This window comes from Methylobacterium sp. J-088, from assembly GCF_022829295.1.
Classification (GTDB): domain Bacteria; phylum Pseudomonadota; class Alphaproteobacteria; order Rhizobiales; family Beijerinckiaceae; genus Methylobacterium.
Genome location: NZ_JAKSYH010000187.1, coordinates 1 through 21,670, shown reverse-complemented (window position 1 = coordinate 21,670; position 21,670 = coordinate 1). Strand labels below are relative to the sequence as shown.

Here is a 21,670-nt window from a genome sequence, read left to right as displayed (position 1 = left end):
CCCTCCCCCGCAGAGGGGGGAGGGAGGGCACACCTCCGCGGCCCCGCGCGCTGCGCCGCCGGGGGCATGGCCAAACCCTGTTGTCACCGGGGTGACGCGGGACGCCGCGAAGCCCGAACACAACGTTGTCAATGCCGGCTTCCCGGCGTCCCGCGGACGCCTGGGCCGGTTTCGACCCCTGCGTCCGATCCTGCATCCGGTGTCCGTCACGCGGGGGGCTCGAACCTACGCTAAGACCTCTGGGTTGCCCTGTGGCACCCCGGTGGCTTCCGAGCGAGCCTTCGTCGCACGCCCTCTCGTCGTGGAGAGCGCCGTAGACCTCCACACCGCCCAGGACAGGGTCGGCCTCTGGCCTGAACGACCGTGGCATTTCCTCCGCCGGCCGCCGCCCAGCCCGAGCCGGGGGGTGTCGAGTCCCGCGCCCGGGGCTGCCGCAGCCGACGGCAGACGCGGGCACCGCCCCACCGCCGCCGGCCCGGCGGCTGACCGGACCGACGCCCCGAAGCGTCTCACGACGCGTCGCGGCGGGGTGAGAGACTTGAAGCATGGATTGGGAATTTTGTCAAGAGCTGGGCTCAAGCGGCTGCTTTCCCGATGGGCTCCTTCCTCGGTGTAGATACACTGCATTTGAGGCACTGCTGGGGAAGCATAGCAGCTAATTCAAAGCCTCAGATCTGCTGGCGACGCATGAGACTTACGAGCACAGGGTCGCATGGCATCGCACTTCAGGGTGAGGTATATTAGCTCGGATTCTTGCGCGCTGCCGAGCGGCACTCCAACTCCCCGCTGCTGTTCCGAGGACAACCAAACCAGGACGCGCGGCGGTCATTCGTCGACCGGATCCAGTGTTATGCCTTGATCGCCATTTATCGGCGTTGCCATATGCCGACATGGCGGCCGCGACCCTGATTCTCGATGCGAAGAAGACGTATCCGGATGGGGCGATCCTTCAACTCGTCGCATGGCGGCTGCCAGGCACGGAATGCGTTCGCGGCTCGACGCATGGGTTCAAGTACCGCTTCTTCTATGGCGTGCCGGGGCCCGGCTCCTGAGCTACGACAACGAGACCGGCAAGGGGGATCACGTGCATCGGGGGGACGTCGAGGCCTCTTACACGTTCGTATCGGTGCGCGAGCTGGTCCGCGTATTCCTCGATGAGGTGCGCGCGATGCGCGGAGGTGAGCTATGAGCATCGAGGTCGGAACGTCGGCCGAGGAGCTGGGGCGGCAGTTCGTCGAGGCGTGGGAAGCCGCCGAGCGGGGTGAGGTGCATGAGCCCCGCCGCGTACTGGTATTCCATGACTTCGAGACGCGGCTCTCGGTCCTAACCTCGCCTCGTTTGCGCCTGCTCAAGCATTTGGCCCGCGAGCCGGCCCCCTCGATCCGCGCCCTCGCCGGAAGCATCGGCCGAAATTACCGACGCGTCCACGAGGACGTGACCGCCCTGGTCGAGGCGGGCCTCATCGAGCAGAACGGCCTGCGCCTGAGCGTGGCCGCACGATCCGTTCAGGCCCGGCTCGATCTCGGCGGCGAGCCGGCCTGACGGGCCGTACCGAAGCCGGCCGCCCTGTACGCCGGACAAGCGATGGTGCACCTTGCGGCTGTACCGGGACCGCCCGCGTCGCCTCGCGATCCCAAGCGCCACAGGGAGCCGTCGCATGAACGCCGCCTCACCCGCCCTCGTCGCGGAGCACCCCAAAACCTCCGACCTCGCCGCCGAGATCCAAACCATGCGGGTCGATCTCGCGGCCGCCTACCGGCTGATCCACCGGCTGGGGCTCGACGACAGCATCTACACCCACATCTCGGCGCGGCTGCCGGGGGGCGGGCACCGGTTCCTCATCAACCCCTACGGGATGCGCTTCGAGGAGGTGACGCCCCAAAACCTCGTCACCGTCGATAGCGACGGACGGGTGATCGCGGATCCGATGGGGCTCGGCATCAACCCGGCCGGGTTCACGATCCACAGCGCCATCCACGCCGCCCGCCACGACGCGGTCTGCGTGCTCCACACCCACACGGTGGCGGGCGTCGCGGTATCCTGCCAGGAGGAGGGGCTCTTGGCCCTCAATCAGTGGTCGATGCAGTTCGCGGGGCGCGTCGCCTACCACGCCTATGAGGGCATCGCCCTCGACCTCAACGAGCGCCAGCGCCTCGTGGCCGATCTCGGCGACAAGCCCGTCATGGTCCTGCGCAACCACGGGCTGCTGACCTGCGGGCGCACGGTCGGCGAGGCGTTCCGGCTGATGCACAACATGGAACGGTCGTGCCGGGCGCAGCTCGCGATCCAGGCCGCGGGCGCGCCGGTGATTCGGCCCTCCGCCGCTGTCGCGGCCAAGACCGCCGGGCAATACGCCGCCGGCTACGACCGTGTCGTGGTCCAGGGCGCGCCTGACAACGAATGGGCCGCGTTCAAGCGGATGCTGGCGCGCACCGATCCGGATTTTTTCGCAAACGACTGAGGCTCAAGCCGCCAGGGCGGATTGCGTGTCGCGGCCGTGGGCCTGATCCATGATCGCGCCGATCCGCTCGCCGACCGCGATCGCGATCGCCACCGAGGCCGGCCCCTCCAGGCCCTGCTGGCAGATCCGGCTGAGCACGTCGGTCACCCGCTGCTCCATCACGCCGAGGATCGCGGCGGCGGCCTGGGGCTGCGCGCCGCGGAGCACGGCCGCGAGATCGCAATAGGCGTCGTTGAGCAGCTGGAACGTCAGGCGCTCGACCGCTTGCTCGTCCGCCTCCGTCAGAACACGCATCCCGGGCCACTCCCCCTCGTCGTCGGCAGACTCCTCCGGGAGCCGTTAACAACGCGTAAAGACGCCGGAGGCCAGGGAGGGATCGGCTAACCATCCGCCCGCCGGGTTGGCCCAGCGGGTGGGCCATCGCGTCACCCCCCGGCGGCATCCCGGAACCTAGCGGGCCCCCGATCGGTCAAACCGGGGAGAGACCTCCACACGGAAGCCCGATCATGCGCAGCCTCATCCTCGCCGGCCTCGGCCTGTCGGCCGCCCTCGCCACCCCCGCCCTGGCCCAGGTCCAGCAGACCAATCCCAACGCCGCCAACCAGTCCATGGAATCGAGCAGCCAGATGCGCGGCCTGCGGCAGGAGCAGACCACCCAGTCCGATATGCTGCGCATGGACATCCAGCGGAACCAGGCCGCGACGCCGGCCCCGAACACCGGCCCGAACGCGCTTCCCCCCGGCGCCGGGACGGGCGTGATCGGGCGCTAAGCCCGGCACCGGACAACGCCCGGCACCAGGGCCCTGCCCTGGACCCGCGAAAGGGCTCGGCCTTTCGAAACCAGCATAGGGTGCTCAGACGTCCGGCAGGCGCTGCCCCTTCACGACCACCCGCGGCCAGCGCTCCAGGCCGATCGGCATCAGCACGGCGATCTGCTGCGGCACCTCGGCCTCGCCCAGGAGGCTCCGGAGCGAGATCCGGCAGGCCTCCTCCAGCTCGGCCCGGCTGCGCGCGCCCGACGTCTTGATGTCGGCGATCAGGAGCGCCGCGATCTCCTGGGCAAAGGCGTCCTCGTCCGACATGTCGGTCCCGCGCTCCAAGCCAGAGCCATATAGTCCTTCGCAGCATATCCGGGTATCGGTACAGAATTGCGCCCCCATGGATTTGTTGTGGATACTTGGCGATCGGACGCGCCACACCGCGGGACACGTTCCCCGCGTCCACGCCGCGGTAGCGCGTTTCGGGTCAGATCTGCTGGAACCCACGGGGTTCAGGTAACGATTCAGTCATACATGCTGATCTACTGGTATTAATCGACACGTTGGCGTGGATTTACAGATGTTTCGGTTGGGCCACCTCCATGCGTGGCTTCGGTCGGCCCGGACGTGGAGCACGCTGGGCGTGCTGGCCCCGGTCGGCATGGTCGCGGTCACCGGCCTGATGCTGGCCGACCTGCGCCGGGACGCCTGGGACCGGACCGAGCAGACGTCCCGGAACCTCCTGCAGGTCCTGGAACGCGACATCGCGCGCAACGCCGAGCTCTACGACCTCTCGCTCCAGGCGACCGTGGAGAACCTCGCGGCGCCCGGCCTCGCGCAGGCCGATCCCCAGATGCGCCAGCTCATCCTGTTCGACCGCGCCGCGACCGCCCGCGACCTGGGCGTGATGCTGGTGATCGACGCGCAGGGCAACATCACCGACGACATCGGCGCGGTGCCGCCGCGGGTGGGCAACTATGCGGACCGCGAATACTTCAAGATCCATCAGGCGCATGACGGGCTGGGCCTCCAGGTCGGCCGCCCGATCGTCTCGCGCCTGACCGGCGAGCGGATGCTGCCGTTCAGCCGGCGCATCAACCGGCCCGACGGGCGTTTCGGCGGCGTGGTCCTGGGCACCGTGAAGCTGTCCTACTTCGAGCACCTGTTCCGCGAGATCGACCTCGGCCCCGGCGGCGCGATCAACCTGTACCTCGCGGACGGCACCCGCATCATGCGCTACCCCTCCACGGAGGCCGACATCGGGGCGAACATCGCGCAGGCCCCGACCTTCCGGCGCTTCGTGCGCGACCGCGAGGGCAGCTTCGTCGGCACATCCACGCGCGACGGGGTCGAGCGGTTCTACACCTTCGCGCCGGTCGGGACGCTTCCGCTGATCCTGAACGTCGCCCTGTCGACCCGGGACGTGGAGGCGGCGTGGTTCGCCAAGGCCGTCACCATCGGCGGCATCACGCTGGTCCTGTGCGGCCTCACGATCGTGCTCTCGCTGCTGTTCGGGCGCGAGCTGCGCCGCCGGGAGGCGATGCAGGAGGAGCTGGCCGCCCTGTCGCGCACCGACGCCCTGACCGGCTTGCCGAACCGCCGCTGGTTCGAAGACCGGTTCGCCCAGGCGATCGAGACGGCCCGGCGCGACGGCCGGCCGCTGTCGCTGCTGATCGTCGATGCGGATCACTTCAAGCGCTACAACGACCGCTACGGGCACCCGGTGGGGGACGCGATCCTGAAGGCGCTCGCCCGCCGCCTCGCCGCGAGCGTGCACCGGCCGGAGGATCTCGTCAGCCGCATCGGCGGCGAGGAATTCGCCTTCCTGCTGCCGGAGACCGACGGCGCGGGCGCCGCGCGCATCGCCGACAAGGTCCATGCCGAGGTCGCCGCGCTGACAGTTCCGTCCGCGGGGATCGGGGCGGGGTCCGTGACGGTCAGCATCGGGCTCGCCTGCGCGGGGCCGGGGGGCAGCGCGGACCTACCGGACCTGTATCGCCGGGCCGACGAAGCCCTTTACGCAGCCAAGGAGGGCGGCCGCAACCAGACCCGCATCGCCGCCACGCAGGCCCCCGCGCCCCAGCGGAGCAGCCTGCAGCTGGTCGGACGCGCCTGAAAGCGCGTGAGAGGAGGGGGCCGTTAGCGGCCGAGCCGGGCCATCAGGCGCGGGCCGTACACGTCCCACACGATGTGGGCGACATAGGCGGCCTGGAAGGTGACGATCACTTCCCAGTCGCGATGCAGCACCTTCACCAGGGTCCGATCGTGGAGCGCGCCTTCGACGCCCATGGCGACGGCCAGGATCGTGCTGATGGCGAAGACGCCGAACCAAGAGAATTGACGGGCGACGGCAACGCCCAAAGCCGCGACCAGAATGTAGAGCATGCGGCCACCGGATTGCCGATACGGTGCGCTTACGTAGACCGATCTGTTAAAGCTTAGCAAGCTTCCACAATATTGCGCCGCACCATCATGACGGCATCAGGTCAACCAGGCTGTACGTGACCGCAGTGATAATCATGGTCCAGACAAGCAGAAAACACGTTCGGAACGAGAAAGCGGCCTGGACGGGCAAACTCTCGTACCAGTTCCGGACCCGGCGAAACAATCTCGATATTGGACTATGCCACGCTCTGTCGATCATTGGCGCAAACTCGAAGGCAGCGCTGACGTAACAAAGTGTTTCCGGCAGCGTCAGCCAATATAAACACTATCGTCCTGACTGCCGGATGAATGCGACATTTCGCACACAGATCGGGGGTTCCGATCCTCCGCCGGCGCGTCTGCGTGGGGCAGGGGAAGGGCTGCCGAGAGGGCTGGGCTCCCGGAGCACGGCGTGGGCGGGGGTCGGGTCGGGCCGCCACACGATGTGGTGAGCCCGGTCGAACAGGCGCTCAGCGGCCGCTGAAGACCGGCTTCCTCTTCTCGTTGAAGGCGCGGATGCCCTCCCGCCGGTCCGCGGTCGGGACCATGCGGTTGTAGGCTTCGATCTCGAACAGCATGCCGTCGGCGAGCGACAGGGACAGGCCGTGATGCAGGGCGTGCTTGGCCTGGCGGATGGCGATCGGCGCGTTCCCCGCGATGGTGGCGGCCGTGTCGAGGGCCTCGGCGCGGAGCCCCCCGCCGTCGCAGACCCGGTTGACCATGCCCCAGGCCGCCGCCTCCTCGGCCGACCAGGGGCGGCCGGACAGGAGGAGTTCCTTGGCCCGCCGCTCCCCCACCGCGCGCGGCAGGGTCTGCGTGCCGCCCACCCCCGGCATGATGCCGAGCGTCACCTCCGGCAGCGCGAACCGGGCGTGCCGGGCCGCGTAGATGAAGTCGCACGCGAGGGCGATCTCGCAGCCGCCGCCATAGGCGGCCCCGTTCACCGCCGCGATGACCGGGATCGGGCACTCGACGAGGGCGCGGATGCCGCGCTCGAACACGCGGTGCTGGTCCTGCCAGGCCTCGTCGGTCATGCCGTCGCGCTCCTTGAGGTCGCCGCCGGCGCAGAAGGCCGTCTCGCCGGCCCCGGTCAGCACGATCGCGCGACACCGGCCGGGCTCGGCGATGAGCCCGTCGAACAGCGTGAACAGGTCGCGGCCCATCTGGGTGTTCATCGCGTTCGCGGCCTCGGGCCGGGCCAGGGTCACGAGGAGCACGTCGGCGTGGGGCCGTTCGGTCGTCAGGGTGGCGTAGGTCTCGTGCAGGGGTGCCTCGGTCATGGATGCCTCGGTCATGAATGCCTCGGTCGGACCATCGATTTGACGGGGCGTCGTTATGCGCCCCGCGCCCCGGGATCGGCCAGGGCATGGCCGGGCGGGCGCCGTCCGGGCGCGGCGGCAGGCCGACCAGTGCCAGCAACCCCTCTGTTCCGGACCGGATGATCCCGAGCGCCGGGCCCCCTCCCGGGCAGACGACCGGAGACGCAGCGTGCCGGCTGCGCCGAGACCGGACGCGGTTTCCCCACTCGTTCCGCTGGTGGAGAGAGGGGGATCGACCCGCCGCGCAGAAACCCGGATGTGAACATCTCAGGCCGTGGGGGAGGGGGAAACGCGATCAGGGTCGGGGCGGCGGAGGCTGTGTGACGGCGGTCGCGTACCGGGCCAGATCGGGCTCCCCGGTGCGCCCGCCGGAGAGCTTGGCGCCCAGCCGGCGCACCGCGGGCTGGCTCGCGATCCGCAGCGCGCCGTGCAGCAGGCCGATGCCGAGCCGGGTGCGCGGGTTCATCAGCCTCGGCGCGATCTTCGGCACGCCCTGCCCCTTCTCGACGAACGGACGCAGGGCGTGCTCGTAGTCCGCGAAGGCCGCCGCGATGTCGTCCGTCTGCGCCAGCGCGCCGGCCAGAATTGTGGCGCCGGTGACCGCCAGCGTCGTGCCGATGCCGGCGAGCGGCGTCGCGCACCACGCGGCATCGCCGGTCAGCACGACGCGCCCGGACGACCAGCGCTTCATCCGCACCTGCCGCAGGACGTCGACGTAGAAGTCGTCCGTCGTCTCCAGGCCGGCGAGGACGCGCCCGGCCTGCCATCCGGCATCCGCGAACCGATCGCGCAGGTAGGCCTTCTGCCGGGCGGCGTCCCAATCCTGCTCCCCGCCCGGCGGCTGGCGGAGCATCAGCATCGCGCGGGTGGTGCCGTGCCAGTCCGGCCTCAGCGAGATGCCGCGTCCACCCGTCGCGTTGAACCAGCGCCAGTCCCGGTCGTCGTCGGGCGTCCTCGGAATCGTGAAATACGCGATGGTCAGGTCCATCCACCGCGGCACGTTCTCCCCTGGGAAGACGCGTTCGCGGGTGGCCGAGCCTACGCCCTCGGCGACGATCACCGCGTCGTAGCGCGCGACGGCGCCGCTGGCGAAGCCGACGCGCACGCCGTCCTCCTCCTCGTCGAGGCGCATCAAGTGGTCGCCGAAGCGATACTGCGCCCGCTCCCGGGCCGGCGCGTAGAGGAGGCGCGCAAGGTCGCCGCGCAGGATCTCCATCTCGGCCGTCGGGCCGTCGCCCGCGGCCCGGTCGAGGCCGAACCGTGCGACGGCGCGGCCGCGCCCATCGACCCAGGCGGTGCCCTCCTCGCCGGTCCCGGCCTCAAGGGCGGCCCGCTCCAGGCCCATGCGGCGCAGCGCCTCGCGCCCGACGCCACGGACATCGACGTTCTGCCCCCCGTCCCGGAACGCGGGGGCACGCTCCACCACGGTGACGTCGAAGCCGTAACGGCCGAGCCACCACGCGGCGGTGTTGCCGGCGATGCTCGCGCCGGTGATCAGGATGCGACGGGCCATGCGGGACTCAAACCTTCCGGCTTACGCAACACGGCTGCGGGGAACGGGTTGCTTCGGTCCTGGACGCGCAGCCGCCCGTCCCGGTTGAACATGGTCCCGCCGTGCAACCCGGGTGCCCGCGGTACCCCGGCGCGAACGCCTCCCAAGTCTCACTCCAGGGCTCGCCTCCGGACGGGATCGCCGCCCCCTGGGACAAGCGCAGCGTCGGAGCCGCCCGCCGGACGGCATCCCGCCTTATCGACCAGGGCCCGCCTGGGCCGGACGATCCGGCCTGCCCGAAGTCGCGCCGTCCACACCTGGGCACCAATGCTGCGCGGCGAGTTCGCACCGCAGGTCGTCGCGCTGAGCGTCGACCAGATCGGGCAGGATGTCGTGGCCCTCGGCATCCCTGGCGGCGAGGAGACGGATGCCGGACGCGTCGATGGTGAACGCGACCAGCACCTCGCGCTCCGCGAAGGGATCGTGCGGATCCAGACAGTTATGCGTGAACATCGGAGCCTGCGGCAGGCCGGTCGCGCCGGCGAGGGGCGTGCCCTAGGCGGATGGTATGACGGCCCGATGACCTCAGGTCCCGCGACGCGAGACCGATCCGACGTCCCGGTGATGGCCCTCGGCGCACCGTCTCCGAAGCGGACTGGCGGCTTTCGGCTGGCCTCGCGCGTTCGTCGCGGGTCGGATGGCGGGCCGAGCCGACAGCGCGAAGGCCTGCGCCGGCAGACCGTTGCGGGAATCCGGAAATCGCCCTATCGGCGGCGATGCCCGGCCGATTCCCTCGCACCGTCACGTCCGACAGCCTGTTCGACGAGATCAGCGGTCGGCTCCCGCTGTTCGACGACCTGCCCCCCGATGTGATTGAGCGTCTCTCGGCGTCGGGCTTCGGCCGCGGTTTCCTGACGGCCTCCCTGCGGGCGCGCCTGCGCAAGGCCGGGTACCGGGATCTCGGCCATCTGGCTCAGACATCCCCGGATGCGATCGCCAGCATCCGGAAGTTCGGCCCGATCCGCGTCGAACGCGTCCGGACGTTCCTCCTCCACGAGAGCGCGCGGTGGCTGCCGGGCGCCCGCGAGGTGCATACACCCGCGGCCACGGGCGCGCGCAGGCTCGGGCGATTGGCCGACATGCCGGTCGAACATCTGCCTCTGGATGCCGACGCCATCGCGGCGCTGGGCTTGGCCGGAGGCTCCTGCGCGGAGATGGCCGGCCGTTCACGCCTCGCACTTCTTGTGACAGGCGCCGTGATGCCTCACGATGTGGATCGCATCGTCACGACGCTCGCCCGCGTCCTGGGCGGGGGCAGGACGGACGCGGCCCGGTCCGCCCAGGCGGCCATGGACGCGCCGCCGACGGAACCGGAGGCCAGCGCGGCCCATCGCGCCGCGCTGCTCGCGAAGCAGGATCGTGAATGGGAGGAGGCTGCTCCGGCCAGAGTTGAGCGCGCGTGACGCGGCGGCAGGCCTACCTCCGACGGCGCGCCCATCGCGACCGTTCGACGGGCTTCAGACCGCGGCCCGAAACCGGACGGTCGGGGGCCCCCCTGAATCGAGCAGGGTTGTAAGCGTCTCCAGGGCCCCGCGCAGCGTCTCCCGGTCCGGCGCCGCGTTGACGCAGATCCGGACCGCATCGCTCGGGTGCGTCGACGAGACCTCGAACAGGCTCAGCGGGGTCACCCCCACGCCGCGTGCCTCCGCGGCCTGCGTGTAGGCCTCCGCCGACCAGCCGTTCCTCAGCTTCAGGCAGACGTAATAGGCGTTCGGGTGGGCCATGACGGCCTGCGCCGGCAGCAGCGCGGCCACCAGGGCCTGACGGGCTTGGGTTTCCGCGCGCATCGCCGCGACGATCCGGTCGATCCGCGGCGATGCCAGAAGGCGGGTCGCCCAGTCCGCGGTGAACGGCGAGGCCATGAGCGTGCTCGCCCGCATCGCGATCCCGAAGGCGTCGATCAGAGGGCGGGGTACGCGCAGGAACCCGATGCGCAGGCCCGGGCCCGCCAGCTTCGACAGGCTCGAGATGTGCACGACCCGGTCCGGCGCCAGCGCAGCCAGCGGCCGCAGGGGCGGATCGCCCAGGAAGCCGTAGACATCGTCCTCGACGATCAGGACGTCGTGGCGCGCACAGACGTCCGCCACCTGCCGCCGCCGGTCGTCCGACATCGTGGCGGTCGTCGGGTTGTGCAGCGTCGGCGTGCAGACCAGAACCTTCGCGCCGGTCCGCCGGCAGACCACATCGAGGTAGTCCGGCACGATCCCTTCGCGGTCCATGCGAACGCCGACCAGCGCGCGGCCCAGCATGCCGGCCGCGGATTTCAGACCGTAGAAGGCCAGTTCCTCCGCCAGGACGGCATCGCCCGGGCGGGTCAGCGCCATGAGCGCGAGCAGCAGGCCGTGCTGGCCGCCGCACGTGATCAGCACCGCATCGGGCTCGGCCGCGATCCCGAAGCGCCCGAGCCATCGCGCCGCGATCAGGCGATGTGCGGGAAGGCCGATATCGACCTGGCTCGCCAGCAGCGTCCCGATATCGCAAGCACCCTCGAATTCGGGACGGATCAGCTCCAGCGCGGGGTGGCGCATCGCATGCGCCGGGAAGTTGTGCGACAGGTCGATGAAGGTCCGGCGCGGGCTCTGCCCCCGCAGCGATGACGGTCCGTCCGGCTCCTGCATCGGGTTGAGGAAGGTGCCGCGGCCGACCTCGCCGCGGGCGAGACCCGTTGCCTGCATCTCGGCATAGGCCCGGCCGACCGTCCCGATATTGAGGGCGAGCCACGCGGCCAGGTCGCGCTGGGGCGGCAACCGGTCGCCCGGTCGCAGGGCGCCCGTGCGCAACGCGATCTCGACCGCGCCCACGATGGCGCGGTAGCGGGGCCCTGCCGTCCGCGCGACGGCCTCCGTCCATCCGGGTCTCATCCCCGCTCCGATTGTCCCAGTGATTGTCTCGGTCGGCGCGCATCGCAGGCCGAAATTCGCGCGCGATGCCGCCAATATCGTCGCGCCAATCGGGACAATACCGCCTAGCCTGACCATGACAATGTGGCCCAGACGCGGGGCCAGCGACAGGGTGCGGGCGCGGCCCGCGGAACGGAGATCGCGGTGCAGCAGCCCTCATCGGCCTCGGCGACGGTGTTTCACATGATCCCCGGCGGGCCGCGGCCGGTCGCCCCCTTCAGCCACGCGGTCGAGGCCGACGGCTTCGTGTTCGTGACGGGACAGATGCCCGATACGCCGGCCTGCCCCGGCATCCTGCCCGACGGGATCGAAGCGCAGACCCGCAACGTGATGGCCAATCTCGAGACGGTCCTGGTCGGCCTCGGCCTCGGCCTCGCGGACGTCGTCGTCGCCCGTGCCTTCCTGACGGAATTCAAGCGGGACTACGCGACGTTCAACGAGACCTACAAGTCCTTCTTCCCACCCGATCGGCTGCCGGCGCGAACCTGCGTGGGCACGACGGGTCTCGCCTACGACGCCCTGGTCGAGATCGACCTGATCGCCCGTCGTGGCACCGCACCGGCTCCCGCATCGAACGCGCGAAAGGACTGAGCCATGTCTCCTGTTCGGGGCCACATCATCGGCATCGCGGCGGCCGCGGCGGCCATCCTTCTGGGCGGGACCGCCCTGTCGTCCGCGGCGAGCCTCGACGCGATCAAGGCCAGGGGCACGATGGTCGTCGCGACCGAGGACAGCTACAAGCCGTTCGAATATGTCGAGAACGGCAAGCCGATGGGTCTCGACCACGCGCTCCTCGCGCTGCTGCGCAAGGACGTGCCGTTCCGGATCGACCAGCAGATCATCCCTTGGACAGGGCTGCTGGCCGGCGTCGCGACCGGTAAATACGACGTGGCGCTGACCGCCGCCGTGATCACGCCGGACCGCATCCAGAGCCTCGCGTTCACGATGCCGATCGCCGAGGCGACCCAGTATTACGTGGTCCGCGCCGACGAGACCCGGATCAAGGGGGTGCCGGATCTCGCGGGCAAGGCGGTGGGCGTGCAGTCCGGCGGCGCATCCTACGCGGCCCTGGCCGATCTCGAACCCACCCTCGCTAAGACCGGGGGCAAGCTCGGCAAGGTGGTTCAGTACACCTCGCTTCCGGATGCCTATCAGGACCTCGCCAACGGGCGGCTCGACTACGTGATCAACGGCGTCGTGAACCTCGTCAGCCTGACGAAGGATCAGCCCAAGCGCTTCAGGATGGGCGAGGCGGTCGGCGCGCCGACCTACGCGGCCTGGGCCGTGGCCAAGGGCAATGACGGCCTGCTCGACGACCTGAACCGGTTCATGGCGAAGGTGCGGGCGAGCGGCGAACTCTACGCCCTGCAGGAGAAGTGGCTCGGCCGGGCCTTCAGGGACATGCCGTCCGCACCGACCAAGTAAGCGGGGACCCGGGAGGCGGGGACCCGGGAGGCGGACGTCGCGCGGCGACGTCCCGTGACGCGCGGGGGAACGGGCCATGACCTGGCCGGCAATCCGGACGATCCTCGACGGCACGGTGGTCACCGCCGCGCTGGCCGCCGTCAGCATCCTCCTGAGCCTGCCGCTCGGGCTGCTGATCGCGCTCCTGCGCTGGCGCCGCGTCCCGGTCGTCGCGGGCCTCCTGGCGACCGTCGTCAGCGTCGTGCGGGCGACGCCGTTCGTGACCCTCGTCCTGTTCGTCTACTTCATCCTGCCCTCTGCCGGCCTGGAGCTGGACCCGGTGCCGGCCGCGATCCTCGCGCTCACCCTGAACACGGCGGCGTTCAGCAGCGAGATCTGGCGTTCGGCCCTGCAGAGCTTTCCGCGGGATCAGCGGGAGGCCGCCCTGGCCTTCGGCCTGTCGGAGGCCGGCACCTTCACGCGCATCGTCTTTCCGCAGATCTGGCGGGCGAATCTCGGGCCGCTGGTCAGCGAAGTCACGATCCTGCTGAAATGCACCCCGGCGGTGGCGGTCATCGGGGTCGTCGAGATCACGCGCGCGGCCAGCCGGGTCGGCGCCGAGACCTACGAGCCCCTGCCGCCCTTCCTCGTCGCCACGCTGATCTACACCGCGCTGATCGCGGCGATCGTCCGCGGTCAGCGCGTCCTCGAGCGCAGGATCGGCCGGCGTTTCGGAGCGGTGAGCCCGTGAACGGACTTCAGGTCGTCTGGGAGAACCGGGCCGTCTTCCTGTGGGGCGCGGGCAACACCGTGTCGCTGGTGCTGGGCTGCCTCCTGCTCAGCCTCCCCCTGGGCGTCCTCGGTGCGGTCGTCCTCACGGAAGCGGCGGCGCCTCTGCGCCGCCTTCTGGCGGAGCTGGTCGATCTCCTGCGCTGCGTGCCGTTCCTGCTGCTCGCCTATGTCGTCTATTACGGCCTGCCCGAACTCGGCCTCCGGCTCGATTCCTGGTGGGCGGGCCTCGTGTCGCTGACACTCTACACCACGGCCTATCTGGCGGAGATCTTCCGGTCCGCCTTCCGCGCCGTGGCGAAGGACGACATCGAGGCCGCCCAGGCCTTCGGCCTGTCGCGCAGCCTGCTGTACCGGCGCATCATCCTCCCCCAGGTCGCCATCACGGCCGCGCCGATGATCGGAAACCAGATCATCACGACCATCCGCGACAGCGCGCTCCTGATGATCATCACGGTGCAGGAACTGACCTTCGCGGCGAATTTCGTCAGCGCCAACCACTTCACGCCGTTCGCGCCCTTCGCGGCGGCGGTCGGCCTCTACCTGCTCCTGTCGTTGGTGGTCGAGGAGGGCGTGCGCCGGATGGAGCGGGTGAGGAGGCTGCGCTATGGCTGAGACCGTTCCCGCCATCGCGGTGCGCGGCGTGTGCAAGGATTTCGGCGGCTTCGAAGCCCTCCGCGACATCGACCTCGACATCGCCCCCGGCACGACGACCTGCATCCTGGGGCCGAGCGGCTCGGGCAAGTCGACCTTGCTGCGCTGCCTCAACTGGTTGGAAGAGCCGAGCGCAGGCTCGATCCGCATCGACGGCGCGCCGATCGGGCGGATCGGGACGGGCAAGGCGGCACGGCCCATGGACCGCCGCGCGCTGGCCGCGGCGCGAACCCGCATCGCCATGGTGTTCCAGCACTTCGCCCTGTGGCCGCACCTGACGGTGCTCGGCAACGTGACCGAGGCGCCCGTCCACGTCCTGGGACGTCCGAGGCGGGAGGCCGAGGCGGAGGGCCGGAGCATCCTGGCGCGGGTGGGCCTGGCCGAGAAAGCCGACATGTACCCGCACACGTTGTCCGGCGGCCAGAAGCAGCGCGTCGCGATCAGCCGCGCCCTCGCGATGCGGCCGCGGGTCATCCTGTTCGACGAACCGACCAGCGCCCTCGATCCCGAAATGGTCGGCGAGGTGCTCGGCGTCATCCGGGAACTCGCGCGGGAGGGACTGACCATGGTGATCGTGACCCACGAGATGAGCTTCGCCCGCGACGTGGCCGACACGATCGTGTTCATGGAGGGGGGCTGCATCCGAGAGGTCGCGACCCCGCACGACTTCTTCACCGCACCCCGGACCGACCGGGCCAAGGGCTTCATCCTTCGCGGGTCATCGACGCCCTAGAGCCGTGACCGATTGCAACGCGATCGGGCCCGGTTCTAGTCTCCCGCCGATGAACACACCCCGCAGCAAGCTTCCTACGCGGTTCGGCCGGCTGCCGAAGCAGGTCGGCCACACGCCGGACGGGCGCTTCGAATCGGGACTCGCGAACGACGATTTCGTCCTGGCGATTGGCCGGATCGTCACGTTTTTCCCGCTGCTCGAGCGAAGCATGAGCGAGGTCATGTCCGAGCTTATCGGCGGCTATGACGCGCCTGTGCGACAGATCTTCTATAGTATCACCGATCAGCAGGCCCGCATCAATGTCATGCGCTCCTTGTTGGAAGAGGCGCAGGTAAACCAGAGCCGGGGCGCGACTTGGGATTTCATCATCGATGATTTCGCGTCTATCAGCGAAAGCCGCAGCGACTACGCGCAGGGGATCTGGTGGACCCACGAAACGGGACGGATCTTCCTTGAATCGCCCAACCCATCGTCCAGCAGCATGTTCAGCAAGCGCGAGATTAATTTGAACGAACTCAATACCGTGATCGATAAAATGAACGACCTTGCGAGCCGATTGCATGACGTCATCATCGAGCGTCTTGAAAAACTGGCAGCCCGGCATCGGGCGGACGGCCCGAGTCGTTAGCAAATCGCCTGAACACTCGAACCTTCAGCCTCTTTGAGCACGTCCGACCTTGACCCTTAGGGCCAAGCCTGGTTTTGGGTCCTCCCTATTTTGGGGTCCCACATAGCGCCCCTGCCCCCCGCTGGCCCCTCCTACAGTCCCTGTGTGGGGGCCATTGGCCCTAGTGCATCGATCCAGGCGGAGGCGTCAGCCGAGTCCGGAAAAATTGATGCAAAACCAAAGAACTCGTGCTCACTCGCATGAACGAAGTGAATGCGTCAGAGCACTAGGGAAGGGGCGCCATGGCTCACGCCATCACGGGAGCCACAAACTCTCAAGCCGAGGGGTGCCGTGATCCCCGCCTGTCCAAACAGGCCGGCGGCACGGCGTTAACCCGGGTCGAAAGGCGGCGACAGCAGGCCGTGCTCCGGCGTCGAGGAGATCGGCGCCCCCGTCACGGCTCGAACGTGTGACCTTTGCCCTCGAAGTATTACCCTGACACGTTTTCCGATGATGGCCCGAGACAGCCAATCACTACGAAGTTTTTGCCCTAAAGAGATTTGCTTATATACTCGTATTTTTTACTATCACCGGGTATGGACGCAGATTGCTTCAGTAATTCCGGATGGTAGCCAGGACGAAAATCACGAAGCGCACCGTGACCGCGGCCGAGCCCCGGGTGGCGACGACTTCCTGTGATGCGATGAGCTCCCGGGCTATGGCCTGCGCGTGTTCGCCTCCAGGCGCCGCAACGATCTCGTGCAGGATTGATCAGCCGGACGGTCCCGCCACGTCACGATCGGGCTACGCGGCGCTCTGACAGCCAAGGAGACCCGGCGTTTTGCGACCAGTTGCGGACGCGGTCGGGATGCACACGAAGCCGGGCGAGCGGTGATGATGTGGCCGCGCGGCCAGCAGCCTGCGGAGGCCTGCGCTCGACGCGGATGAGCAGGGGCATGGACTGCGTCTGCGCGGACTGGGAACGTGTCTTGCAGTTCGATCCGGCGCCCTCCTCGCGCGCGACGTCCGGAGTTCGAAACCATGCTGCGACGAACCTTCCTCGGCGGTGCGGAGGCGGCCAGCACCGTGTCTTTCCTGCCGGCGCGCCCGGCGATCGCCCAGGGTAGCCGCGCCAGCGTACTGCGCTTCGTCCCGCAATCCGACCTGACCATCGTCGATCCGGTGACGACCACCGCCTACATCACCCGCCATCACGCGCTCATGGTCTTCGACCAGCTCTACGGCCTCGACGCGCAGCTGAGGCCGCAGCCTCAGATGGTCGAGGGCCATAACGTCGAGGCGGACGGTTTGATCTGGACCTTTCGCCTTCGGGAGGGGCTGAGGTTCCACGACGGCGAGGCCGTTCGCGGCCGCGACTGCATCGCGTCGATCAGGCGCTGGGCCCAGCGCGACAGCCTTGGCCAAGCGCTGATGGCTCGAACGGACACCATGAGCGAGCTGGACGACCGCAGTTTCATGATCCGCCTGAAGCGGCCCTACGGGCTGATGCTGGACACCCTCGCCAAGCTCGGCCCGCCCGCGCTGATGATCATGCCGGAGCGCCTCGCCAGCATCGACCCGGCGCAGCAAATCCCGGAGGTGATCGGCTCCGGCCCGTTCCGCTTCAACACCAAGGAGCGGCTGGTCGGCGCCCGGGTCGTCTACGACCGTAATCCTGACTATCGACCCCGCGAGAGCGGTGACGTCTCGTGGGCGGCCGGACCGGAGCGCGTCCATTTCGAGCGGGTGGAGTGGCAGATCATGCCCGATCCCGGGACCGCCTCCGCCGCGCTCCAGAACGGCGAAGTCGACTGGTGGGAGAACCCGATCAACGACCTGTTGCCGAGCCTCCAGAGCAATCCGCAGATCGTCACGCAGCTCGCCGGCCGCCTGGGCAATCTCGGCACCGCGGTGATGAACCACCTTCACCCGCCCTTCGATAAGCCGGCGGTCCGGCGAGTCGTGCTCGAAGCCCTGTCGCAGGAGGACTTCATGGCCGCGGCGGGTGGCGATGATCGGAAGCTTTGGCGCACCGGCGTCGGGATCTTTACCCCGGGCACGCCTATGGCCAACGAGTCTGGCCTCGACGTGCTCACGCGCAAGCGGGATTTGGAGCGCGCCAAGCGAGACCTGATCGCCGCCGGCTACAAGGGCGAGCGCGTCGTGCTGATGGCGGCGAGCGACAATCCGGTGCTCGGGGCGCTCGGTGAAGTCATGAACGACCTGTTGAGGCGGCTCGGGATGAACGTACAATACGTCGTCACCGACTGGGGCAGCGTGGTGAGCCGCCGCGCCAGCAAGGCCGCGCCGGACCAGGGCGGCTGGAGCATCTTCAACACGACCTGGACCGGCCTCGACATGACCAACCCGGTCGCCGAGCAGGTCCTGCGTTGCGGCGGCCAGAGGGGTTTCTTCGGCTGGCCAGACATCCCGGAGATCGAGACCCTGCGCGAGGCCTGGATCGAGGCGCCTGACAATACCGCTCGGCAGGCAATCGCCCGCGACCTACAGGTAGCGGCCATGACGCACGTCCCATACCTGCCGACCGGTCAGTATTTCTACCGGACCGCCTACCGGCGCGAGATCCGCGACATCGTCCAGGATCAGTTCGTGTTTTGGAACGCTCGTCGAGAAGCCTGATCCGGGTGTGGCGCCTGGAAGTGCGTCACAGGCTGTAGAGGAAGCATGATGGACGGGGCAGGGGCTCCGCCATAGCTCACCGTCATGGCCAAAGAGATCCCCAATATAAGCGACCTGCGTCGCAAGCCTGAGGTGATGGATGAGGCGATCGAAGCGGCGACAACCGCCTACCTGAAGGACGACAACACCGAGCCATTCGCCTTCAAGTCCGGCCACACCGTCGACGTGTCTAAAGCGATCGAGATGCACCCGCAGGCCAAGAAGCTCTTGGCCGACGCAGCGACCAGTCCGGACCTGCGCCGCCCGATGGCGAAGACCGCCACACTCATGGGCTTCCCGCTCCAGGGATGAGCGGTTCAGACTTCGGCTACGGCCTTGGAGAGGCGGCGCGTTGGCTCGCTCCGATCCTCACGGCCTTCGTCGGATTCATGGGCGTTCTTATCGAGGAACGCTTGAACGCCGACTGGGTGTTTCGGCACGCCGAGCATCCGGGCTAATCCGTCAGCGACACCGCGACGTACCGCGTCCTCCAGTTCGTGGTCGTCCCTGGGGCCTACAACCGTAAAGCTCACACTGACGCTCCACCGCAATTTACACGTAGGTTAAATTAACGGATCGTTTCCGGTTCCAATCGGGGCGCGTCCGCTTGCGTGTGAATGAGGCCGGTGAGATGCGTGTTGCGGGCCGTCTGGCCACGAGACCCGAGCCACGCTCAAACGCGATCCGGGTTGAGGTGAGATACCGCGGCACGTGCGGAGACGGGTCTTCAAGGGCGCTGCGTCACACCGCGGCGGCGTTGGGAAGCATGGTGGGAGCAAATTCGGCGGCCATGCCGCCGAGCCATGGCACGGCCAGTACTGTGACGATGCGGCTGGAAGCGCGGTTGCCCAACATGGGTTGGCGCGGACTTTCAACGGATCCCTCAATAGTCAGACTGCCAAACCGGTGCGGATCCAGCGACGGTGAACGGTGAACGGTCGCTTTCGTGGCAAATTGAGTTCGTGTGACCGTAAGCCGACATCTCTCGATCCGCGCCCGCATCCTGATCGCTCTGACCGACGAGCCGATCAGCACGCTGCAGCTTGCCGAGCGGGCCAGCATCACGGCGCGGCGGCGGGCTGAGGTCGTCAAACTGGCCTGCGACGTCCTGGAGGGTGAAGGCCTGATCGAGCGCGTGGGTGGTCGACGATATCCGAAGTGGCGAAGGCTGATCCGCTCGACCTCCGAAACGGGCATGAACACGGCCATTCCGCCGTCGTCGGGCTGGGTCGCGCCGGGCCCTGATGCGCACTTGGCGCAAGAGCTGGTCCGAGGCCTCGTACAGTCAGCGATCGCCAAAGGGGGCGATCCAGTCGCGCGCCTTCAGGAGTTTCGCACGCTGCAGCAAGCCGCAGGTGCGCTATCGCGCAATGCTACCCTTGCCAGGGCTGCCGAGGAACTCGTCCGCGCAATTGATCTTCGCCTTCAGGAGCTGACCATCGTTAGATCATAGCACATTACAGAAAACTTCAGAGGCTCACAGTCGTTGACATGACACGGACAAGGGAGAAGCGCGTGACACTCTGGCAGCTCATCGAGCGCGATCACCAAAACATCGGGGGGCTGATCCGCGATATCCCGCTTGCGCTCAATGATCCCCGTGCCGTTGGCGGCCGGGAGCAGATGCTGGCCGATCTCATGGACGAATTGAAGCTGCATGCGATCGCCGTCGATGCAAGCCTCACCGGTCCCCTGAGCCGGGAGAGCCAGACACGCGCATTGATCGAAGAACTGCACCGCGGCCACGCAGAGTTCAGGCGTCAACTCCAACAGCTCGCCCATGACCGCACAAAGGCCTCGGCCGGCTGGCTCGACACCTTTGAGGATGCGACTTTCCTCGTGGACCAGCACCTGCACCGGCACGTTCACGAACTGATCCCAGCAGCTCAGGCACTCTTCTCCCCCGAGGAGGTCGCGGCCGCCACACGGGCTTTCGTGCGCGCGAAGACGAACGCCCTTCGGACCCGCAGGCGGGGCCGCGCGGCCGGGGTCATGTCGAACGAGGTTACCCTCGTCGCCACGCTTGCCGGGGTAGCTTTTGGCCTCGGTTATCTGATTTGGAATAGCGGACGCTTCGGTCGATCGCGGTCAAGCCGAGCTGCCGAGGATGTCGAGCGTGTTCCCCGGCAGGCAGTCCGCCCCATGCCGCGTTGATCGCAGCATTGAGGCGATAGCGCGCGAAGATGCGCCTCTCCCTGGCTGGCGCCCCGCCGCTCAATACGATGAGAAAAGCCCGCCCTGGTGTTCCAGGTGCGGGCTTGTTGCGACGACGCCGACGCGGCGGCACCTCGGTTCCGGTGCTGCTCGTCCGGCGCTCAGCCCCAGCCGATCGCTGGCAGTTCCCTGGACGCTTATGGTTAACAGATCGTTGACGCCGGCCAGCGCGCTCTAAGCTTTTGCTCGCAGCACAAACCTTGCCGTGTCTGAAACTATTGAGCCGGCCCCCCCGTTCTGCCGAGGCGTGGTCACTACCGGCGGCGCGACCGTCGGAGCGATCTGTGGCACGTACCTCTCTCTTGATCCTCGTCGCCGGCCTGACTGCAGGCATTCACAGCCCGGTTTACGCCGCGTCGAAGAACCTGCGTGTGCCGAACCAGTTCGACGGCTCCTGGACCATCGTGGCCACCACGGTCGACGGGCCCTGCGCGGCCAACACGCGCTATCGCGTGCGGATCAAGGACAGTGACGCCTCGATCCCCGGCGAGGAAATCGACATTGATGGCGGTGTCTCCGCCGGTGGCGCCGTGCAGGCCACGATCACACAGGGCTCGAACAAGGTGCCGATCGCCGGCAGCTTGACCGCGAAGGGCAACGGCAGCGGGACGTGGCGCACATCAGGCGGCCTCGTGGCGTGCAGCGGCAGCTGGAGCGCTCAACGCTCGGGCTAGTGCATCGATCCAGACGGAGGCGTCAGCCGAGTCTGGAAAAATTGATGCAGAACCAAAGAACTCGTGCTCGTTCGCATGAACGAAGTGAATGCGTCAGAGCACTAGTGAGTTTGTGCCGTCGCCAGCTTCGCTGGGTGTCTCCAGTGTTCTGCGAAGCGCGCGAGGGGGCTGTGCACGGTAGACAACAGTGACGCCACCGTCGCCGAATAGGGCACGGGTCCCCTCTCCCGTGCGGGAGAGGTCTGCTTTCGCAGAAAGCCGGGGCAAGGATGAGACCTGTCCGGAAAAGACTGCCGCGTCAGGGCTTCAAGGGTGCGCTCGATTTTGAGAGTTCTCGACCCTCACCGCAACCCTCTCCCGAACGGGAGAGGGGACAGGTCGCGCTTGCCGACCCAGGCGGCAGACAAGTGTCGTGGACCGTGGGGGCTGTGCTCAGACGGCCAGCAAGCGCTTCGTGTTTGCAGCCACGTGCTCGCGGTAGCGGGCGATGACCGTCTCGGGT

At 68.2% G+C, this 21,670-nt stretch carries 25 protein-coding genes; 18 read left to right on the top strand and 7 right to left on the bottom strand.

The features are described from left to right. Window positions 1-890 precede the first annotated feature (890 nt). The 3 genes from MKK63_RS21310 (at window position 891) to MKK63_RS21300 (ending at window position 2,461) form a co-directional block, all read left to right on the top strand. Window positions 891-1,052, top strand: coding sequence for a hypothetical protein (locus tag MKK63_RS21310; RefSeq protein WP_244005349.1), 162 nt, complete (start codon window positions 891-893; stop codon window positions 1,050-1,052). Between the two features lie 133 nt (window positions 1,053-1,185). Beyond that, the gene (locus MKK63_RS21305; RefSeq protein ID WP_244005347.1) at window positions 1,186-1,542 is read left to right on the top strand and encodes a hypothetical protein; all 357 of its coding nucleotides are present in this window, start codon (window positions 1,186-1,188) and stop codon (window positions 1,540-1,542) included. Between the two features lie 115 nt (window positions 1,543-1,657). After that, entirely contained in the window at window positions 1,658-2,461 is an 804-nt protein-coding gene (locus MKK63_RS21300; protein ID WP_244005345.1) for a class II aldolase/adducin family protein, read from the top strand. A gap of 3 nt (window positions 2,462-2,464) precedes the next feature. On the opposite strand, the gene MKK63_RS21295 is transcribed toward MKK63_RS21300, so the two are convergent. After that, on the bottom strand, window positions 2,465-2,755 hold the full coding sequence (locus tag MKK63_RS21295) for a hypothetical protein (protein ID WP_244005343.1): 291 nt from the start codon (window positions 2,753-2,755) through the stop codon (window positions 2,465-2,467). Window positions 2,756-2,967: 212 nt separating this feature from the next. Here MKK63_RS21295 and MKK63_RS21290 point away from each other — a divergent pair, with 212 nt between their 5' ends. Continuing rightward, window positions 2,968-3,231: a hypothetical protein gene (locus MKK63_RS21290; protein WP_244005341.1), complete on the top strand. Its 264-nt coding sequence runs from the start codon at window positions 2,968-2,970 to the stop codon at window positions 3,229-3,231. A gap of 84 nt (window positions 3,232-3,315) precedes the next feature. On the opposite strand, the gene MKK63_RS21285 is transcribed toward MKK63_RS21290, so the two are convergent. After that, window positions 3,316-3,543, bottom strand: a complete 228-nt coding sequence (locus tag MKK63_RS21285; RefSeq protein ID WP_244005339.1) for a hypothetical protein — start codon at window positions 3,541-3,543, stop codon at window positions 3,316-3,318. Window positions 3,544-3,799: 256 nt separating this feature from the next. On the opposite strand from MKK63_RS21285, the gene MKK63_RS21280 reads away from it, so the two are divergent. Then, window positions 3,800-5,335: a sensor domain-containing diguanylate cyclase gene (locus tag MKK63_RS21280; protein ID WP_244005338.1), complete on the top strand. Its 1,536-nt coding sequence runs from the start codon at window positions 3,800-3,802 to the stop codon at window positions 5,333-5,335. 23 nt (window positions 5,336-5,358) lie between these two features. Here MKK63_RS21280 and MKK63_RS21275 read toward each other — a convergent pair whose 3' ends face one another. The 4 genes from MKK63_RS21275 to MKK63_RS21260 all read right to left on the bottom strand — a co-directional run bounded on the left by MKK63_RS21275 (window position 5,359) and on the right by MKK63_RS21260 (window position 8,967). Further along, complete coding sequence (locus tag MKK63_RS21275) at window positions 5,359-5,604, bottom strand: hypothetical protein (protein WP_244005335.1); 246 nt, start codon at window positions 5,602-5,604, stop codon at window positions 5,359-5,361. A 509-nt stretch (window positions 5,605-6,113) separates the two neighbouring features. Continuing rightward, on the bottom strand, window positions 6,114-6,938 hold the full coding sequence (locus MKK63_RS21270; protein ID WP_244005333.1) for an enoyl-CoA hydratase/isomerase family protein: 825 nt from the start codon (window positions 6,936-6,938) through the stop codon (window positions 6,114-6,116). A gap of 319 nt (window positions 6,939-7,257) precedes the next feature. Next, window positions 7,258-8,475 (bottom strand): FAD-dependent monooxygenase, encoded by a 1,218-nt coding sequence (locus tag MKK63_RS21265; protein WP_244005331.1) that lies wholly within the window; start codon window positions 8,473-8,475, stop codon window positions 7,258-7,260. Window positions 8,476-8,709: 234 nt separating this feature from the next. Beyond that, the gene (locus tag MKK63_RS21260; RefSeq protein ID WP_244005329.1) at window positions 8,710-8,967 is read right to left on the bottom strand and encodes a hypothetical protein; all 258 of its coding nucleotides are present in this window, start codon (window positions 8,965-8,967) and stop codon (window positions 8,710-8,712) included. Window positions 8,968-9,230: 263 nt separating this feature from the next. Between MKK63_RS21260 and MKK63_RS21255 the strand changes: the two genes are divergently transcribed. Then, window positions 9,231-9,917, top strand: coding sequence for a hypothetical protein (locus MKK63_RS21255; RefSeq protein ID WP_244005327.1), 687 nt, complete (start codon window positions 9,231-9,233; stop codon window positions 9,915-9,917). 54 nt (window positions 9,918-9,971) lie between these two features. Here MKK63_RS21255 and MKK63_RS21250 read toward each other — a convergent pair whose 3' ends face one another. Next, window positions 9,972-11,375 (bottom strand): PLP-dependent aminotransferase family protein, encoded by a 1,404-nt coding sequence (locus MKK63_RS21250; protein WP_244005325.1) that lies wholly within the window; start codon window positions 11,373-11,375, stop codon window positions 9,972-9,974. 222 nt (window positions 11,376-11,597) lie between these two features. Here MKK63_RS21250 and MKK63_RS21245 point away from each other — a divergent pair, with 222 nt between their 5' ends. The 12 genes from MKK63_RS21245 to MKK63_RS21190 all read left to right on the top strand — a co-directional run bounded on the left by MKK63_RS21245 (window position 11,598) and on the right by MKK63_RS21190 (window position 21,168). Next, window positions 11,598-12,005: a RidA family protein gene (locus MKK63_RS21245; protein WP_244005351.1), complete on the top strand. Its 408-nt coding sequence runs from the start codon at window positions 11,598-11,600 to the stop codon at window positions 12,003-12,005. A gap of 3 nt (window positions 12,006-12,008) precedes the next feature. Further along, window positions 12,009-12,839 (top strand): transporter substrate-binding domain-containing protein, encoded by an 831-nt coding sequence (locus MKK63_RS21240; protein WP_244005323.1) that lies wholly within the window; start codon window positions 12,009-12,011, stop codon window positions 12,837-12,839. Between the two features lie 76 nt (window positions 12,840-12,915). After that, complete coding sequence (locus tag MKK63_RS21235) at window positions 12,916-13,569, top strand: amino acid ABC transporter permease (protein WP_244005321.1); 654 nt, start codon at window positions 12,916-12,918, stop codon at window positions 13,567-13,569. Further along, window positions 13,566-14,222, top strand: a complete 657-nt coding sequence (locus MKK63_RS21230; protein WP_244005319.1) for an amino acid ABC transporter permease — start codon at window positions 13,566-13,568, stop codon at window positions 14,220-14,222. Before MKK63_RS21235 ends, MKK63_RS21230 begins: the two co-directional genes overlap by 4 nt. Then, window positions 14,215-14,994 carry an amino acid ABC transporter ATP-binding protein gene (locus MKK63_RS21225; RefSeq protein WP_244005317.1) on the top strand — a complete coding sequence of 260 codons (780 nt, stop codon included), beginning with the start codon at window positions 14,215-14,217 and terminating at the stop codon, window positions 14,992-14,994. The genes MKK63_RS21230 and MKK63_RS21225 overlap by 8 nt, the downstream gene beginning before the upstream one ends. A gap of 49 nt (window positions 14,995-15,043) precedes the next feature. After that, a complete protein-coding gene (locus MKK63_RS21220) occupies window positions 15,044-15,622 on the top strand; it encodes a hypothetical protein (protein ID WP_244005315.1) in 579 nt (192 codons plus the stop codon). 1,020 nt (window positions 15,623-16,642) lie between these two features. After that, window positions 16,643-18,241, top strand: a complete 1,599-nt coding sequence (locus MKK63_RS21215; RefSeq protein ID WP_244005313.1) for an ABC transporter substrate-binding protein — start codon at window positions 16,643-16,645, stop codon at window positions 18,239-18,241. A gap of 84 nt (window positions 18,242-18,325) precedes the next feature. Beyond that, window positions 18,326-18,592, top strand: a complete 267-nt coding sequence (locus MKK63_RS21210; protein ID WP_244005311.1) for a hypothetical protein — start codon at window positions 18,326-18,328, stop codon at window positions 18,590-18,592. Continuing rightward, window positions 18,589-18,738 carry a hypothetical protein gene (locus MKK63_RS21205; RefSeq protein ID WP_244005309.1) on the top strand — a complete coding sequence of 50 codons (150 nt, stop codon included), beginning with the start codon at window positions 18,589-18,591 and terminating at the stop codon, window positions 18,736-18,738. Before MKK63_RS21210 ends, MKK63_RS21205 begins: the two co-directional genes overlap by 4 nt. A gap of 506 nt (window positions 18,739-19,244) precedes the next feature. Further along, on the top strand, window positions 19,245-19,733 hold the full coding sequence (locus tag MKK63_RS21200; RefSeq protein ID WP_244005307.1) for a hypothetical protein: 489 nt from the start codon (window positions 19,245-19,247) through the stop codon (window positions 19,731-19,733). Between the two features lie 62 nt (window positions 19,734-19,795). Then, window positions 19,796-20,434, top strand: coding sequence for a hemerythrin domain-containing protein (locus MKK63_RS21195; RefSeq protein ID WP_244005305.1), 639 nt, complete (start codon window positions 19,796-19,798; stop codon window positions 20,432-20,434). 362 nt (window positions 20,435-20,796) lie between these two features. Then, the gene (locus MKK63_RS21190; protein WP_244005304.1) at window positions 20,797-21,168 is read left to right on the top strand and encodes a heme utilization protein; all 372 of its coding nucleotides are present in this window, start codon (window positions 20,797-20,799) and stop codon (window positions 21,166-21,168) included. Window positions 21,169-21,670: the final 502 nt, after the last annotated feature.

Bases quoted from the DNA above. Each gene is read 5' to 3' on its own strand.
- MKK63_RS21310 (WP_244005349.1), top strand. From the start codon at position 891: ATGGCGGCCGCGACCCTGATTCTCGATGCGAAGAAGACGTATCCGGAT.
- MKK63_RS21305 (WP_244005347.1), top strand. From the start codon at position 1,186: ATGAGCATCGAGGTCGGAACGTCGGCCGAGGAGCTGGGGCGGCAGTTC.
- MKK63_RS21300 (WP_244005345.1), top strand. From the start codon at position 1,658: ATGAACGCCGCCTCACCCGCCCTCGTCGCGGAGCACCCCAAAACCTCC.
- MKK63_RS21295 (WP_244005343.1), bottom strand. From the start codon at position 2,755: ATGCGTGTTCTGACGGAGGCGGACGAGCAAGCGGTCGAGCGCCTGACG.
- MKK63_RS21290 (WP_244005341.1), top strand. From the start codon at position 2,968: ATGCGCAGCCTCATCCTCGCCGGCCTCGGCCTGTCGGCCGCCCTCGCC.
- MKK63_RS21285 (WP_244005339.1), bottom strand. From the start codon at position 3,543: ATGTCGGACGAGGACGCCTTTGCCCAGGAGATCGCGGCGCTCCTGATC.
- MKK63_RS21280 (WP_244005338.1), top strand. From the start codon at position 3,800: ATGTTTCGGTTGGGCCACCTCCATGCGTGGCTTCGGTCGGCCCGGACG.
- MKK63_RS21275 (WP_244005335.1), bottom strand. From the start codon at position 5,604: ATGCTCTACATTCTGGTCGCGGCTTTGGGCGTTGCCGTCGCCCGTCAA.
- MKK63_RS21270 (WP_244005333.1), bottom strand. From the start codon at position 6,938: ATGACCGAGGCATCCATGACCGAGGCACCCCTGCACGAGACCTACGCC.
- MKK63_RS21265 (WP_244005331.1), bottom strand. From the start codon at position 8,475: ATGGCCCGTCGCATCCTGATCACCGGCGCGAGCATCGCCGGCAACACC.
- MKK63_RS21260 (WP_244005329.1), bottom strand. From the start codon at position 8,967: ATGTTCACGCATAACTGTCTGGATCCGCACGATCCCTTCGCGGAGCGC.
- MKK63_RS21255 (WP_244005327.1), top strand. From the start codon at position 9,231: ATGCCCGGCCGATTCCCTCGCACCGTCACGTCCGACAGCCTGTTCGAC.
- MKK63_RS21250 (WP_244005325.1), bottom strand. From the start codon at position 11,375: ATGAGACCCGGATGGACGGAGGCCGTCGCGCGGACGGCAGGGCCCCGC.
- MKK63_RS21245 (WP_244005351.1), top strand. From the start codon at position 11,598: ATGATCCCCGGCGGGCCGCGGCCGGTCGCCCCCTTCAGCCACGCGGTC.
- MKK63_RS21240 (WP_244005323.1), top strand. From the start codon at position 12,009: ATGTCTCCTGTTCGGGGCCACATCATCGGCATCGCGGCGGCCGCGGCG.
- MKK63_RS21235 (WP_244005321.1), top strand. From the start codon at position 12,916: ATGACCTGGCCGGCAATCCGGACGATCCTCGACGGCACGGTGGTCACC.
- MKK63_RS21225 (WP_244005317.1), top strand. From the start codon at position 14,215: ATGGCTGAGACCGTTCCCGCCATCGCGGTGCGCGGCGTGTGCAAGGAT.
- MKK63_RS21220 (WP_244005315.1), top strand. From the start codon at position 15,044: ATGAACACACCCCGCAGCAAGCTTCCTACGCGGTTCGGCCGGCTGCCG.
- MKK63_RS21215 (WP_244005313.1), top strand. From the start codon at position 16,643: ATGCTGCGACGAACCTTCCTCGGCGGTGCGGAGGCGGCCAGCACCGTG.
- MKK63_RS21210 (WP_244005311.1), top strand. From the start codon at position 18,326: ATGGCCAAAGAGATCCCCAATATAAGCGACCTGCGTCGCAAGCCTGAG.
- MKK63_RS21205 (WP_244005309.1), top strand. From the start codon at position 18,589: ATGAGCGGTTCAGACTTCGGCTACGGCCTTGGAGAGGCGGCGCGTTGG.